This window comes from Ructibacterium sp. SJQ-7 (assembly GCF_054696575.1).
The window spans coordinates 2,523,622-2,538,101 of record NZ_CP195193.1 but is presented as its reverse complement, the minus strand read 5'-3'; the positions used below and the strand labels follow the sequence as shown (position 1 = coordinate 2,538,101).

The following is a 14,480-nucleotide window of genomic DNA, read 5'->3' as shown; positions in this document are numbered from 1 at the left end:
GATGAAAAAACAAATAATTGCGGCAACTGCGCTGATGTTAGCGATTTCTTCAACCGCATATGCGTCCGACAACATAAACATATTCGTAAACGGAAATGCCTTAAACACAGGTGCTTTCATTATGAATGATTCGACGTATATACCACTTAGAGCGGTCAGTGAGGCTCTCGGTTCAAATGTAAACTGGGATGGAAATACAAGAAGTGTTTACATTGATTCCGATGAAGATACAGTCACTGCTCAAGTGATTGAAAACGCAAGTTCAAGTGTCGTTGCAATAGTAGGAAATTACAAACCCGAATATATGACAGGGACTGTTTCAAATTACAACGAACTTACCGCTCACGGTACAGGTGTAGTTATCAAATCAGGCGGTATTATCCTTACAAACGCACACGTTGTAAGCGATATTGACAACATAACAGTCGTTTTCTCCGACGGCGAAAGCTATGCCGGACAAGTTCAGGCAATCGACAAAGATTCCGACTTAGCTTTGGTAAAGGTTGGCCGTCTTGGTTTAAAACCAATATCATTCGCGCAATCGGACAGTATCTTCGCAGGGCAGTCCGTTGTTGCAATCGGTACTCCCCTTTCGCTTTCAATGCGAAACAGTGCATCAAAAGGTATCGTAAGCGGACTTAACGTCAGCACTCCGAGTGCATATTATCCGTTAATTCAAACTGACGCCGCTATCAATGCAGGTAATTCCGGCGGACCGCTTCTTAATATGAAAGGTCAGCTTATAGGTATTAATTCTTCAAAATATGCAGGTGTCGGAATTGAGGGAATTAACTTTTCAATCCCGCTTGACACGATTAATTATGTACTTAATCAATTTGAGCAAAGCGGAAAAGTCATAAGACCGGATTTAGGCGTTACACTTGAAAATTCATGGGAGGCGCGAATCGGTCTGCCGACAAAGAAAGGCGTCACCGTAAAAACATCTTCGTCAAGTTCACTTTCAAACGGTGACGTTATAAACTCTATCAACGGCGTTGAAGTACACAGCATTGTGGACTTTAATAAAGCATTGCGTGATACATATTCTTCGGGAAGTATCAACGTAATTTATACAAGGAACGGTGAACAAATTTCAACGGACATCGTTCCTAATCTAAAATAATAAAATTGGGGGTATTAAAATGAACAAAAAACTAATCGCTGCAATTCTTGCCGCAACAACAGCTCTTTCAGCAGCACCTTTTGCTCTTGCTGAAAATGACGAAAACACAAATGACAAAGTAGAAATCGCATTCAACGTGGGTGACAGTATTCTGAAAATAAACGGCATTGAAACAGAAGTTGAAACACCGTATGTAACAGAAAACAACACTACATTGGTACCGTTAAGAGTAATAACAGAGGCTTTTGGTGCAAAAGTTGACTGGGACGGCGATACTCAAAAAATAACTCTTACATACCCTGCCGTAAATATTGAACTTCAAATCGGCAATATCGTTGCAACTGTAAACGACCATACAGAAACACTTCTTGAATCACCTGCACTTTCCGAAAACGGCGTTACAATGGTTCCGCTAAGATTTATTTCCGAAACATTCGGTGCAACAGTAGGTTATGACAACGACACTCAAGCAATACTCGTAACAAAAGAAAATATGGACAATTCTTCTACCGTTACAGGTATCACCGATATGACAAAAACAGGTGACAGCTATTATTTATGGAGCATTGACACTCCTACTCAAATGAAAATGGCTGACAGAACTCTTGACGCAATGACAACAAAATTTGTCGCCGATGACGAAAGTTCGATATATATAGATGTTTGTCCTATAACAGAAGATACTGTTGATTTTGACGAAGAATATTCATTTATAAAAGATTCTCTATCTTCACTCACACTTGTTAATGCAGAAAAGTTACCTGAATCAAACGGAATACAGCATATGCACTTTCAAGCAAAAAATAAAGAGGAAATTGTTGATTTACACGAATACTATGCAAAGAACTACAAATATTTAGTTTCGTCACTTATAAAAATTAATGACGATACATCAACAAAAGATATGATACTTTCTTTAGTGGATTCATTTAAAATCGGTAAAATAGATAATGAAACTTATGATCTTTCTACGGTAAAAACAGAAGGTACAAGACAATACCGTGAAATCACTGACGATACATATAAAGTAAGTTTCTATGTACCTGCCGATTACCAAATGGACGAAGATAATCCCGAAAATGAATTCACATTCTTTGATCCTGAAAATGAATCAAAAGCGCATATCTCATTGAGCATTTATTCAAAAACAGGCGACACGACTGCTTATTCGCTTGCCACACATGACCACGCTATAAGAGAAAAATATGCAAGTACAAAATATTCTACTCTTACCCCTGTATCAGAAACAGATACTAATTCATACAAGTACACTCAAACCATTTCGGGTTCAACAAATTCCGATTTATACACGGTTGATACTTTCTTTGAAAAAGGTGATTATGTATACAATTTTGCCGTAACGACTAATTTAGATTATGACGAAATGGAACTTAACACAATTTTAAACAGTATAAAAGCAGAAGAACTTGATTCTTCAAAAATCGGTAAATTGATAAGAAACGACCCTGAAGATACTTTAACTACGGTAAAAGTCGACAATTATCAGTTCTCCGTCCCTGCATCATGGAAACCGTTTGCAAAGTCAAATCAAGGTATTTCTTATATAAACACATACACAACTTCGGGAATTATTTATTCTTACCAAAACAATTCCGAGTTCAAACAAACTAACCTTTCTTCAGTTGCAAATGCATACTCAAAGCATTTAACTCAAGACGAGGGAAACGAAATATACAAAAAGATTGAATACACTTCAATAAACGGTAAACGTTATGCTTATTTTACATTCACGACAAAAAGCAAGTCCGATTCTAAAACATACGGAACAGTATATATAACTTGCGATAACGGAACGGCTCATATATTCACGCTTATACAAGACGAAGTATTCTACGGTTCTGCCGAAACAAATGATTTTGAAGACATTGTCAGCTCACTTCAAAGCAAATAAAATACGTAATTAATTTTTTTATCCGAACTTTTATTTATATATTTTTTAAAAATAAATATATATAAATTGTAAATTTTTTTTTAGGTTTGTTGACTTTTCACAAAAAATATGTTATATTAAATTACAATTAATAGTGGTGCAGTATCCTAGTCAGTACGGCTCTTCGGAAAGCGGGCCTAAAAATCCGCCAAATGGCACATCGATGAAGTTTCTGGTGTTTTGCTTTGAACGCCCAGTTCGGGGCTGATGCTGGGAGTTAAGGTTTAGGGGCGGTTTCCAACGGCATGGTAACCTTACCCCCTTTTCCGTGGAGGCCTATGACTGTGGCGGCCCATACCTCCTAAGGGAGCAAGTCGTTACGGCATAGGGGAAAACCTGTTTTGCGGTTAGTAATTCACGCCCTCACAAGGGACGTGGTATGAATGCTGTGGGCAGCGTAGCCAGCCTTGAGTGGATATGGCGGATAGACGCCCAAAACTTTTTCGCCGCTCGGCCAGTGGCAAAAAGGCAATGCGTCTTGAAACCATATTTGCAAAAGAGGATACGGAAAGCTCAGGCTGTTTGGGAAAACTTCTAGGCTGTCGTAATTGAATGAACAGGGGATTGCAGTGCGGACTCAGTGGCAATCCGGTAACTACAAAATAGTATAAGTCTTTAATGGGAAACCGCTTTTTCGGCGACGATTAAGCAGATTTATGGGAAAGCCAACCGGACCTATGCCGCAAACTTTACTCTGTTCATTACCCTATTTTAAATATTGAAATTCTTGATCGGCATTTTGCCGATTTATTATTATAGAAAAGGGGATTTAAAAACTTGGATAAATCTGACTCTCACAGGCGAAAAAAATTTAAAGTACCAAAACCTGATTCAAATGTTTCGACTTCACACAAATGGACGATTTTCGTAATCTTCCTTTCGTTCGTGTTGTCATTGGTATTCAGTCTTATAACATCGGTTGCAATGCAATCGCTCAATTTATTTTTTGCATTTATAGTTTTGTTCGCTATCATTGCAATAAATATTTTATTCGATATGATTGGTACGGCTGTTCAGTCTGCGGAAGAAAAGCCTTTTCATTCCCTTGCGGCACGCAAAGTCAAAGGTGCAAGAGAAAGTATTTCCGTAATACGTCACGCACCTCAGCTTGCAAACTTATGCTGTGACGTAATCGGCGATATTGCCGGAATTATTTCCGGTGCAACGACAACTCTTATTGTTTCGGAACTTGTCGCAAAATTTAACCTGAGCGGTATATTGCCGAGTCTTATACTTACAGGTATTGTCAGTTCTCTTACTATCGGCGGTAAAGCTATGTCCAAGGGAATCTCTATGAATAACGGTAACTCAATCGTTTTTACGGTTGGAAAAATAATGAGTGTTTTTAAACGTTGCAAATAACATTAATGGGGCATTGGTGATGGAGAAAATTTTAAATAAAATCGAATCACCCGATGATTTGAAAAAATTAAATAAAGACGAATTGAAAACTCTTTGCAGTGAAATTCGTGAGTTTCTGATTGACAGTGTATCGGAAACCGGCGGTCATCTCGCCTCAAACTTGGGGATTGTTGAATTGACCGTTGCTATTCACACTGTTTTTAATGTGCCTGAAGATAAGATTGTCTTTGACGTAGGTCATCAGTCTTATGTGCATAAAATTCTTACCGGCAGAAAAGACGGGTTCAAGTCGCTCCGTCAGTTCGGCGGAATGTCGGGATTTCCGAAAACAAGTGAAAGTGATTGTGACGTATTTAATACCGGTCACAGTTCAACTTCAATTTCAGCCGCACTCGGTATTGCCAGAGGGCGTGACCTTGCCGGTGACAATTACAATGTAATTTCAGTATTCGGTGACGGTGCTCTTACGGGCGGTATGATGTACGAGGCTATGAATGACGCAGGTCATTCAAAAACACCGCTTATACTTATTTTGAACGACAACGCAATGTCTATTTCAAAAAATGTCGGTGCGGTGTCAAAACACTTGCGTTCACTCAGAATGTCGCCTTTTTATTTTCGCTCAAAACACGCGGTTGAAAATTTTTTAAAAAAAATGCCTACAATAGGCAAACCTACCGCAAATATATTAAAGCAAATAAAACGTTTCTTCCGCAGGCTTGTAATCCCTACAACGATTTTTGACGATATGGGATTTATATATATGGGACCTGTTGACGGTCACAATCTAACAGAAATTATACAATGTCTTGAATACGCAAAAGAAGAAAAACGACCTGTCTTTATACACGTCCACACGAAAAAGGGCAAAGGTTATGCCCCGGCGGAAAACAATCCGCAAAAATTCCACGGCATATCACCTTTTGACAAAGCTACGGGTGAAACGAAAAAAGGCAGTGAAACATACAGTGCAAGATTTGGCAATACGCTTGTCAGATTAGCGAAAAACAACAAGAAAATAGTTGCAATCACAGGCGCAATGCCTAACGGCACAGGACTTGACGAATTTCAAGAGCAATATAAAGACAGATTTTTTGATGTCGGTATTGCCGAACAGCACGGTGTTACGCTTTCAGCAGGACTGGCAACGGTCGGATACACTCCTGTTATACCGTTGTATTCATCATTCTTGCAACGTGCATACGACCAAACTTTGCACGACGTCTGTCTGCAAAAACTTCACGTTGTATTCCCTATCGACCGTGCCGGTATAGTCGGTGCAGACGGTGAAACACACCAGGGTGTATACGATATTTCGTACTTATCACATATGCCGAATATGACAATTCTTTCACCTGCCACGCTCGATCAGCTTGAATATATGCTTGATTTTGCAATCAATAAATTCAATGCACCGATTGCAATACGTTACCCACGCGGCGGAACAGAGGCTGAAAACGTGCCTTCCGCTTTCACTTTGGGACAAGCACAGTGCATACAAAACGGCTCGGATGTTACAATTATCGCAACAGGCAGAATGGTTAAACGTGCCGAAGAAGTTGCAAAACTTACAACGAAATCCGTTGAAATTTTAGCTATGCCTACAATAAAACCGCTTGATACAAAGAGCATAATCGAGTCGGCAAAAAAGACAGGCAGCGTTATAACCATTGAGGACAACGTAAAAATCGGCGGTATGGGAAGTATGATAGGCACATTGCTTGAAGAAAACCATATCGACTGCAAATTTAAAATATTTGCTTTCCCCGACCAACCGATTACGCACGGCTCAATAGATGAACTTGATAAATTATACGGACTTGATGCAAAGACGATTGCATCAAAAATAGATTAAAAGGATAAGAACTATGGGAAAAATAAGACTTGACGCACTTCTTGTCAAAAACGGACAGGTACAAAGCCGTGAAAGAGCGAAGGCTCTAATTATGGCAGGACAAGTGTATGTAAAAAACCAAAAATGCGACAAAGCCGGACAGATGGTTGACGAAGATACAACCGTTGCGGAAATTCGCGGCGAAACTTTAAAATATGTAAGCCGCGGCGGATTAAAACTTGAAAAAGCTATGCAGGAATTTCCGATTACCCTTGAGGGTAAAACCACAATGGACATAGGTGCGTCAACCGGCGGTTTCACCGATTGTATGCTCCAAAACGGTGCTGTTAAGGTATTCGCCGTTGACGTCGGCTACGGTCAGTTCGCGTGGAAATTACGTCAGGACGAAAGAGTCGTAAATATGGAGCGTACCAATATCCGCTATGTGACACCTGAGGACATTGGCGAAGAAATTGATTTTGCGTCTGTTGACGTGTCATTTATTTCGCTTAAACTTGTACTTCCCGTTGCAAAAACACTTCTTGCCGATAACGGCGAAATTGTCGCACTTATAAAGCCACAATTCGAGGCGGGACGTGAACAGGTCGGTAAAAAAGGTGTTGTAAAAGACATAAAGGTACACTATGAAGTTATAAAGAAAATTCTTGACTTCGCACGAAGTATTGATTTGCACGTTGCAGGTCTTTCATTCTCACCTATCAAAGGTCCGGAGGGCAACATTGAATATCTTGCATATTTGAAGAAAGCCGAATGTGAGGATAACATCACAGATGAAAAAATACAAGAAATAGTAGATAAATCACACAATCTGCTTTAAGAAAGGAATGAACAGAAATGCTTGCCGAAAATACAGTTTTAACAGGCAGACGTGCGATAACACGTTCATATGCAAAAATAAATCTTACACTTGACGTACTTTCAAAACGTGAAAACGGTTATCACGACATTAAAATGATTATGCAGACAGTATCGCTATTTGACCTTATTTTAGTCGATAAAACGCACAAAGGTATTTCTATTTCAACAAATTTGCCGTATTTGCCTTGCAATGAAAAAAACATCGCCTATAAAGCGGCAGACGCATTTTTCAAAGCGACATGTATTCGCGGCGGTGCAAAGATTGTAATTCACAAAAATATACCCGTAGCCGCAGGGCTTGCCGGCGGCAGCGGTAATTGTGCGGCGGTTCTTACCGCAATGAATATGCTCCACGGCAATCCTCTTTCTAATGATGAGCTTATGCATATCGGTGCGTCACTCGGTGCAGATGTGCCGTACTGTTTTGACGGCGGTACACAGCTTGCGGAGGGTATCGGTGAAATTTTAAAACCGCTCTCTCCTATGCCGAATGCGTACATCTTACTTGTAAAACCGCCTATCAACGTATCTACGGCGCTTATTTACGAACAAATCGACAACGCACCTATCGAAATTCGTCCCGACACAGACGGAATGATTGACTCTTTAAATAATAACGACCTTTACGGCGTTGCAGACAGGCTTTGCAATGTTATGGAAAACGTGACCGCTAAAATGTATCCGATTGTCGGCGGTATCAAAACCAAAATGATGATGAACGGTGCCGTTAATGCCGTTATGAGCGGTTCAGGTCCGACTGTTTTCGGCATTTTTGATAATTTTGAAAAGGCGAAAAAATCCGCCGACAGTTTTGCTTATCAGTTTAAGGACGTATTTCTTACGCAAGTTTTAAATTAAACGAGGTGATTATTTTTGGAGAAAGACAAGGATATTATAGAAGTAATCATTGACGAACAACCGACAAACAACAAAAAAATCAAGTTTGCATATTGGGATAATCTCGCAAAGGATTTATCACCGCTGTTTATAAAAATATCATCGGCAATATGTATTGTGATTGTTTTGGGAGTATTTTTTGTCGGCTTTTTTATACCGAAAAACGATAACAAAATAACAAAACGACTTGAAAAATTACAAAATACAAATTCGGAATATATTACGGCACAAAACAATTATTCATCGCTTTCCGATGAAATAAATACTCTTAATTCGGATTTAGCCGATAAGAAAAAAAACTATGAAGAATTTACAACGTCGCAAAACGGTCTTGAAAAAATAAATGACGAAAATGATAAACTCGAAAAGGAAAAAGAGGAATTGCAAAATTCAGTCAATACAAAGCAAAGCACACTCGATTCCTTGAATAACCGGGTATCATCGACTTCTCAATCAACCTTGACTTTGACATCAGGCACTTATACAGTAGGTGAAAATATAAAAGCGGGTAAATATACAATTATGGGTTCGGGAAGTATTGCGATTTCGTCATCAGGAAAAGCAAGAGTAAACTCGAATTTAACCGCTGACGGAAAAGATTACGTATTAAACGATGATGAAACAATAAAAATCAAGGGCAAGGCTCAATTTATTCCGATAAAATAATGAAAGGATATGACGATTATGACGCAAAAAAAATTATATGTTATAATACTTTCGTTTTTCACGATTATAATCGGTGTGGTTTGTTTTTCACTCGGCAACTATTTTGACACAAATTCTCTTGCAACAGAAAAACTGAAAACTCAAATATCTGCACTTGAAGAAAATACATCATCACTTACCGATACAAAAAATGATTTGGAAAGTCAGATAAATGACCTAAATTCGGAATTGAGTACAAAAACCACCGTAAACAATTACTTTATGGAGGCAAAGAAAAAGAACGACAAATTAAAAAATGACATTACCGAATTAAATCAAAAGTCATCTGAACTCGACTCACAAATTGAGGAACTGCAAAATCAAAACTCGTCATTACAAACAACTGAAAAGACAGGCAAAACATATACATTAAAGAAAGACCAAAGCTATACTTGCCCGTCAGAAATCCCTGCCGGACGATACATCGCCACAGGTACGGGAACTCTTGTAATTTATTCATCAAACGGTAAAGCTCGTGTAAGCGAAGATTTGGCTGTTGCTTATAATAATTCGTATTCCTTTACACTTTCCGAAAAAGAAAAAATCAAAGCGACTGATGATATTAAATTAACTGAAATTAAATCAAATTAGCAAGAAGGGACACTAAAATTTAGTGTCCCCGCAGACTGTCGACAAATTGTCCGGAACGTGCAAAATATTATTTTTTATATTTTACAATTTAATTTATAGCTATAACAAATAACAGGCAAGCCTATCTTCGATATACGGCTTGCCTGTGCACTTTTTGCGAAAATAAACTCTAACGTACCATCGTACGCCGACGAGTTCATTTTCACAAAATCCGAACTAATTTCTCGACCTCTGCCGGTGTGTAGACACTTTTGTTTATATATCAATATCTACTCTGTTGCGTTTACCGCCCATCATAAACGTTTCTATATTCTTAACAATCTCATTCATACATCTGACTCTCGCTTCATACGCACCCCATGCCATATGCGGAGTTAATATAACATTACTGCGGTCTAAAATCCGATTGTACGGGCTGTCATTCGTAATCGGCTCAACCGAATACACATCAACACCCAGTCCGCCTATTTTGCCGTTTTCAACCGCCGTAACAAGTGCGTTTTCATCTGCCACAGCACCGCGTGAAACATTAATAAATATAACACCGTCTTTCATTAATGAAATGCGTTTTTCGTCTATCATACCTTTAGTTTGACTTGTAAGCGGTACATGAACGGATATAATATCCGCAACTTTACACAATTCATCAAGTTCAAGCCACTCATAACCCTCATGGTATCTGCGTGAATTTGACACGATTTTCATACCGAGTGCATAAGCAATATCAGCCGTTCTCTGACCGATATTACCAAGTCCGATTACACCCCAAGTCTTACCTTTAAGCTCATTAAAATACGGTTTCAAGTGGTTTTGCACACCGCTTATCATATACTTTCCGCTTTTGACATAGTTATTAAATTCATTCAAATGACTTGCCAATGACAATGCCATAGAAACGGTAATCTGTGCAACGGAATCGGTTGAATAGCCTTTTACGTTGCACACACCTATTCCCTTGTGCCAACAATAATTTATATCAATATTATCATAACCTGTTGCCGTAACGCATATCAATTTCAATTTTTTTGCGTCGGTCAAATTATCTTTGTTAAGTCTGATTTTGTTTACGATTATAATATCGGCGTCCTTTATTCTGTCTTTAAGCTGCAGAGATGACGTTGTTTGATATACGCTCACATCACCCAACTTATTAAACACAGAAAATTCAATATCGTCACCAAGCGTCTTTGCGTCAAGGATTACTATTTTCATATTTTAATCCTCCAAAAGGTCGTGCATTTTGTTCCATATTTCAGGATATAGCTTTTTAAGATTTATCGGTACAAATTCACGGTTTACAAATCCGTGACCGGTCTTTCCGACAGTCATAAGCTTCTTTTCCGGAAGTTTATAGACTTCGTAAGTGAATTCACATCTTGCAACGGTAAGCTTTGTCATTTTACAAGTTACAAGCACTTCGTCCTCATATTTTAAACCGTAATAATACTTTGCAGCTGTTTCGGTAAGCGGTAACATTATCCCCATTTTCTCCATTTCGGTATAGCTCATACCGATTTTTTTGATAAAATCCGTTCTCGCAACTTCAAACCAAGGATAATATCTCGAATGATGGACAATTCCCATCATATCGGTTTCTGCGTATCTTACTGTCAAATGCGTTTCACTTACAAATGCCATTTTTCTTTTCCTTTCCGATGTATATTATTTGGAGCTGTCGACATTTTGCTGGCAAGCTCAGTTTATCTCTTCCATTCCCGAATAAACAAGTCCGCGTTTTGCGTCCATAGTAATGGTCGTGCCGCTCTTTAGTACTTTTGTGGCACCTGCCGCCGCAACAATTACAGGAATATCAAGTGCAACTGCAAGCACGCTTGCATTATTCGCCTCGCCCACTTCTTCAGAAATAATACCTGCTGATTTTTTCAAAATAGGTATCATATTCTTTGTGACGTTGTTTGTTACAACAATATCGCCGTCACAGAAACTCTTTTTAAGTTCTTCATAGCTTGTAGCAACACATACATTAGCCGTTGCATTAATCGAATCAAGTCCGCGGCCGCTTACAAGTATATGACCGACAAGGTGAACTTTCATAATATTAGTCGTACCCGCAACGCCCATAGGTGCACCTCCTGTTATAACAACAAGGTCGCCGTCTTTGATAAGACCTGTCTTTTGAGCACATTCAACCGCATGGTCAAAAAGTTCGTCGGTATTCTTTCTTGTTTCACTCATAATCGGGATAACGCCCCACGAAAGATTAAGCTGACGTCTTGCTTTTACACTCAATGTCGGTGCAATAATCGGACAAGTAGGTCTGAACTTTGAAAGCTGCATTGCAGTACCGCCCGAATATGTCAACGCAATTATAGCCGCCGCGTGCAAATCATGTGCCGTTGTACAAGTAGCATGGCTGATAGCGTTTGTAACGTCCATACGCGAATCGAAATTCATTCTGTCAAGACGTTTTACATAGTCAATATCATTTTCCGTTCTTTCCGCGATTGTTGCCATTGTCTTGACCGTTTCAACCGGATATTTTCCGATAGCCGTTTCACCCGAAAGCATAATCGCACTTGTACCGTCATAAATTGCATTTGCAACGTCAGTTGCCTCCGCTCTTGTCGGTCTTGGGTTTCTTATCATTGAATCAAGCATTTGTGTTGCCGTAATAACAACCTTACCTGCTCTGTATGTTTTCTTGATAAGGCTCTTTTGAAGCACAGGCAAGTCATGCATATCAATTTCAACGCCCATATCACCTCTCGCAACCATTATACCGTGAGTTTCACGAATAATATCATCAATATTATCAACGCCCTCGGCATTTTCAATCTTTGCGATTATTCTTATATCTCTTCCGCCGTTATCTCTCAAAAGAGTTTTAATTTCTCTTATATCATCGGCAGTTCTTACGAATGACGCCGCAATAAAATCAACGTCCTGTTCGATACCGAAAAGAATATCGTCAATATCTTTTTGGCTCATATAAGGCATTGAAAGTGCGACATTTGGGACGTTAACACCTTTTTTATTTGAAACAACTCCTCCGTTTTTAACCTTACAAAGAATTTTGCTATTCTTTACGCTGATAACTTCCATCTCAATAAGACCGTCGTCAATAAGAATTTTACTTCCCACCTTAACGTCATTCGGAAGATTTGCATAAGTGATAGAAACTTGATTTTCGTCACCCACAACGTCATCTGTGCACAAAGTGAACTTTTGACCTTCTTTAAGTTCAACCTTGCCTTCCTTAAAGTCCTTTATACGAACTTCGGGGCCTTTTGTGTCAAGCAAAATTGCAACAGGAATATTAAGTTCATCTCTGACCTTTTTAATTCTGTTGATTCTTTCTAATGCTTCTTCATGACTTCCGTGTGAAAAATTAAGACGCGCAACGTCCATACCGTTAAGCATCAAATCCCTAAGCACATCTTCGTTGTCGGTCGCCGGACCCATTGTACAAATAATTTTTGTTCTTCTCATAAATCTATTCTACTCCTTTAATAAGTGTTATACCCCATTCTCTTTTATATCAAACGTAACCGTTTGTTTTTTACCCTTATCTAACAAAAGGCGGACAAAAATGTCCGCCTCATATATTATACTGTTAACTTCTTTGCTAAATCAACTAAATTCTGAGGCAATTCTTTCTTCATTGCAAGACCTTCTTCAATATCAACATCAACAATTTCATGTTGTTGCATACATACGATTCTGTTCTGCTTACCTTCAAGTAAAAGCTCAACTGCCTTACAACCCATTTCACTTGCCACAACTCTGTCACGAACTGTCGGACTGCCGCCTCTTTGAACATGACCAAGAATAGTAGCTCTTGATTCAATGCCTGTCTTTTCTTCGATTTCTTTAGCCATTTCAATAACACCGCCGATACCTTCGGCAACGATAATAATAGAGTGCTTTCTTCCTCTTGATTTACTCTCAAGAATAGGACGAAGTACGTCTTCGTCAAAACTCCACTTTCTTTCAGGAACAAGAATAACCTCAGCACCGCAAGCGATACCTGCCTGAATAGCAATATAACCTGCCGCTCTGCCCATTACTTCGATGATTGAACATCTTTCGTGGCTCTGTGCTGTATCTCTGATTTTATCGACTGCGTCTTTAACAGTGTTAAGACAAGTGTCGTAACCAACTGTATACTCACTGCAACTGATGTCATTGTCGATTGTACCCGGAAGTGCGATAGTCGGAAGACCTGCCGCACATAAATCTCTTGCACCTCTGAATGAACCGTCACCGCCGACGACAACAAGACCGTCAAGACCGAATACCTTTGCAATCTCAACAGCTTTCTTTACGCCTGCCTCTTCCTTAAATTCAAGACAACGCGCTGTTTGAAGAATAGTTCCGCCTCTTTGAAGAATTTCAGAAACAGATCTTGCATTCATTTCTTCCAATTCACCGTTTATAAGACCGTTATATCCACGTCTTACGCCAAAGACTTTAAGTCCGTAATATGAACCTACTCTGACAACCGAACGAATTGCCGCATTCATTCCCGGTGCGTCACCACCACTGGTTAAAACACCTATTGTTCTTACATTTTTGTTCTCCATAATTTGTCAATCCTCCCACGAATTTTTAAAACAGTTCGTTTTCAAAAATTAAATCCTGTGCTGTTTCCAGCTCCGTACTCGGTACAAGTACCTCGTAACAACTACTCTCATTTCCATTGCAGTTATTTGTGCGTCTTAATTTGGAAATTACTTTATTCGTCAAAAGTACATCTATAAGCTTTTTTGCTGTTTCGATTGACTGCGATACATAAATTACTGTCCACATAAAATAAACCTCCTGCCGATAAGGCAAACCTTATCTCGCATCTGACATTAGCTTACCATGTTTCGTGTATATCTCAGCAGCACCGTTAATCTTTATTGCTGTTGTAACATCTGTGAATTGAGCAAGAAATACCTCTCCCTTATCAAGTTTCTCCGTATGATGAAACTTTGTATCCTTGCCGCTTGTAAGCCCTATAATATTCACACCGTTTTCAAGTGCTTTTACTACAATATACTCATCCATAATTAATACCTCGTTTCGGTAATTTTGCAAAATACTACATCTATAATATAATATAGCATTTCGCAAAATATTTCAAGAGTAAATACAATAAAATTTTTAATTATGCAAGTTTATGTTTTCGTGAA

At 39.0% G+C, this 14,480-nt stretch carries 14 protein-coding genes; 8 read left to right on the top strand and 6 right to left on the bottom strand.

The features are described from left to right. The first annotated feature begins 1 nt into the window (after position 1). The 8 genes from ACSAMO_RS11040 to ACSAMO_RS11005 all read left to right on the top strand — a co-directional run bounded on the left by ACSAMO_RS11040 (position 2) and on the right by ACSAMO_RS11005 (position 9,342). Entirely contained in the window at positions 2–1,123 is a 1,122-nt protein-coding gene (locus tag ACSAMO_RS11040) for a trypsin-like peptidase domain-containing protein (protein ID WP_499209312.1), read from the top strand. A gap of 19 nt (positions 1,124–1,142) precedes the next feature. Then, positions 1,143–3,035 (top strand): copper amine oxidase N-terminal domain-containing protein, encoded by a 1,893-nt coding sequence (locus tag ACSAMO_RS11035; RefSeq protein WP_499209311.1) that lies wholly within the window; start codon positions 1,143–1,145, stop codon positions 3,033–3,035. An 816-nt stretch (positions 3,036–3,851) separates the two neighbouring features. Next, positions 3,852–4,436 carry a hypothetical protein gene (locus ACSAMO_RS11030; RefSeq protein WP_022230440.1) on the top strand — a complete coding sequence of 195 codons (585 nt, stop codon included), beginning with the start codon at positions 3,852–3,854 and terminating at the stop codon, positions 4,434–4,436. 19 nt (positions 4,437–4,455) lie between these two features. Then, a complete protein-coding gene (gene dxs, locus ACSAMO_RS11025) occupies positions 4,456–6,291 on the top strand; it encodes a 1-deoxy-D-xylulose-5-phosphate synthase (RefSeq protein ID WP_499209310.1) in 1,836 nt (611 codons plus the stop codon). Between the two features lie 13 nt (positions 6,292–6,304). Beyond that, positions 6,305–7,108, top strand: a complete 804-nt coding sequence (locus ACSAMO_RS11020; protein WP_022230438.1) for a TlyA family RNA methyltransferase — start codon at positions 6,305–6,307, stop codon at positions 7,106–7,108. A gap of 17 nt (positions 7,109–7,125) precedes the next feature. After that, the gene (ispE, locus tag ACSAMO_RS11015; RefSeq protein ID WP_499209309.1) at positions 7,126–8,007 is read left to right on the top strand and encodes a 4-(cytidine 5'-diphospho)-2-C-methyl-D-erythritol kinase; all 882 of its coding nucleotides are present in this window, start codon (positions 7,126–7,128) and stop codon (positions 8,005–8,007) included. A 15-nt stretch (positions 8,008–8,022) separates the two neighbouring features. Next, a complete protein-coding gene (locus tag ACSAMO_RS11010; RefSeq protein WP_499209308.1) occupies positions 8,023–8,712 on the top strand; it encodes a hypothetical protein in 690 nt (229 codons plus the stop codon). Between the two features lie 18 nt (positions 8,713–8,730). Next, positions 8,731–9,342 (top strand): hypothetical protein, encoded by a 612-nt coding sequence (locus tag ACSAMO_RS11005; RefSeq protein WP_499209307.1) that lies wholly within the window; start codon positions 8,731–8,733, stop codon positions 9,340–9,342. Positions 9,343–9,597: 255 nt separating this feature from the next. On the opposite strand, the gene ACSAMO_RS11000 is transcribed toward ACSAMO_RS11005, so the two are convergent. From ACSAMO_RS11000 to mtrB, 6 genes are all read right to left on the bottom strand, one after another. After that, a complete protein-coding gene (locus ACSAMO_RS11000) occupies positions 9,598–10,554 on the bottom strand; it encodes an NAD(P)-dependent oxidoreductase (RefSeq protein ID WP_499209306.1) in 957 nt (318 codons plus the stop codon). Between the two features lie 3 nt (positions 10,555–10,557). Continuing rightward, the gene (locus tag ACSAMO_RS10995; RefSeq protein ID WP_337600024.1) at positions 10,558–10,980 is read right to left on the bottom strand and encodes an acyl-CoA thioesterase; all 423 of its coding nucleotides are present in this window, start codon (positions 10,978–10,980) and stop codon (positions 10,558–10,560) included. 57 nt (positions 10,981–11,037) lie between these two features. After that, a complete protein-coding gene (pyk, locus tag ACSAMO_RS10990; protein WP_308456395.1) occupies positions 11,038–12,792 on the bottom strand; it encodes a pyruvate kinase in 1,755 nt (584 codons plus the stop codon). A gap of 116 nt (positions 12,793–12,908) precedes the next feature. Next, positions 12,909–13,886 carry a 6-phosphofructokinase gene (gene pfkA, locus ACSAMO_RS10985; protein WP_022230420.1) on the bottom strand — a complete coding sequence of 326 codons (978 nt, stop codon included), beginning with the start codon at positions 13,884–13,886 and terminating at the stop codon, positions 12,909–12,911. A gap of 25 nt (positions 13,887–13,911) precedes the next feature. Beyond that, positions 13,912–14,112 (bottom strand): hypothetical protein, encoded by a 201-nt coding sequence (locus tag ACSAMO_RS10980; protein ID WP_022230419.1) that lies wholly within the window; start codon positions 14,110–14,112, stop codon positions 13,912–13,914. 30 nt (positions 14,113–14,142) lie between these two features. Continuing rightward, a complete protein-coding gene (gene mtrB / locus ACSAMO_RS10975) occupies positions 14,143–14,355 on the bottom strand; it encodes a trp RNA-binding attenuation protein MtrB (protein ID WP_022230418.1) in 213 nt (70 codons plus the stop codon). Positions 14,356–14,480 lie beyond the last annotated feature (125 nt).

What these genes read in the sequence shown, in the direction of transcription:
- pyk (WP_308456395.1), bottom strand. Translation starts at nt 12,792, where the DNA reads ATGAGAAGAACAAAAATTATTTGTACAATGGGTCCGGCGACCGACAAC.
- ACSAMO_RS10995 (WP_337600024.1), bottom strand. Translation starts at nt 10,980, where the DNA reads ATGGCATTTGTAAGTGAAACGCATTTGACAGTAAGATACGCAGAAACC.
- ACSAMO_RS11005 (WP_499209307.1), top strand. Translation starts at nt 8,731, where the DNA reads ATGACGCAAAAAAAATTATATGTTATAATACTTTCGTTTTTCACGATT.
- ACSAMO_RS11000 (WP_499209306.1), bottom strand. Translation starts at nt 10,554, where the DNA reads ATGAAAATAGTAATCCTTGACGCAAAGACGCTTGGTGACGATATTGAA.
- ACSAMO_RS11020 (WP_022230438.1), top strand. Translation starts at nt 6,305, where the DNA reads ATGGGAAAAATAAGACTTGACGCACTTCTTGTCAAAAACGGACAGGTA.
- ACSAMO_RS10980 (WP_022230419.1), bottom strand. Translation starts at nt 14,112, where the DNA reads ATGTGGACAGTAATTTATGTATCGCAGTCAATCGAAACAGCAAAAAAG.
- ispE (WP_499209309.1), top strand. Translation starts at nt 7,126, where the DNA reads ATGCTTGCCGAAAATACAGTTTTAACAGGCAGACGTGCGATAACACGT.
- ACSAMO_RS11035 (WP_499209311.1), top strand. Translation starts at nt 1,143, where the DNA reads ATGAACAAAAAACTAATCGCTGCAATTCTTGCCGCAACAACAGCTCTT.
- pfkA (WP_022230420.1), bottom strand. Translation starts at nt 13,886, where the DNA reads ATGGAGAACAAAAATGTAAGAACAATAGGTGTTTTAACCAGTGGTGGT.
- mtrB (WP_022230418.1), bottom strand. Translation starts at nt 14,355, where the DNA reads ATGGATGAGTATATTGTAGTAAAAGCACTTGAAAACGGTGTGAATATT.
- ACSAMO_RS11040 (WP_499209312.1), top strand. Translation starts at nt 2, where the DNA reads ATGAAAAAACAAATAATTGCGGCAACTGCGCTGATGTTAGCGATTTCT.
- dxs (WP_499209310.1), top strand. Translation starts at nt 4,456, where the DNA reads ATGGAGAAAATTTTAAATAAAATCGAATCACCCGATGATTTGAAAAAA.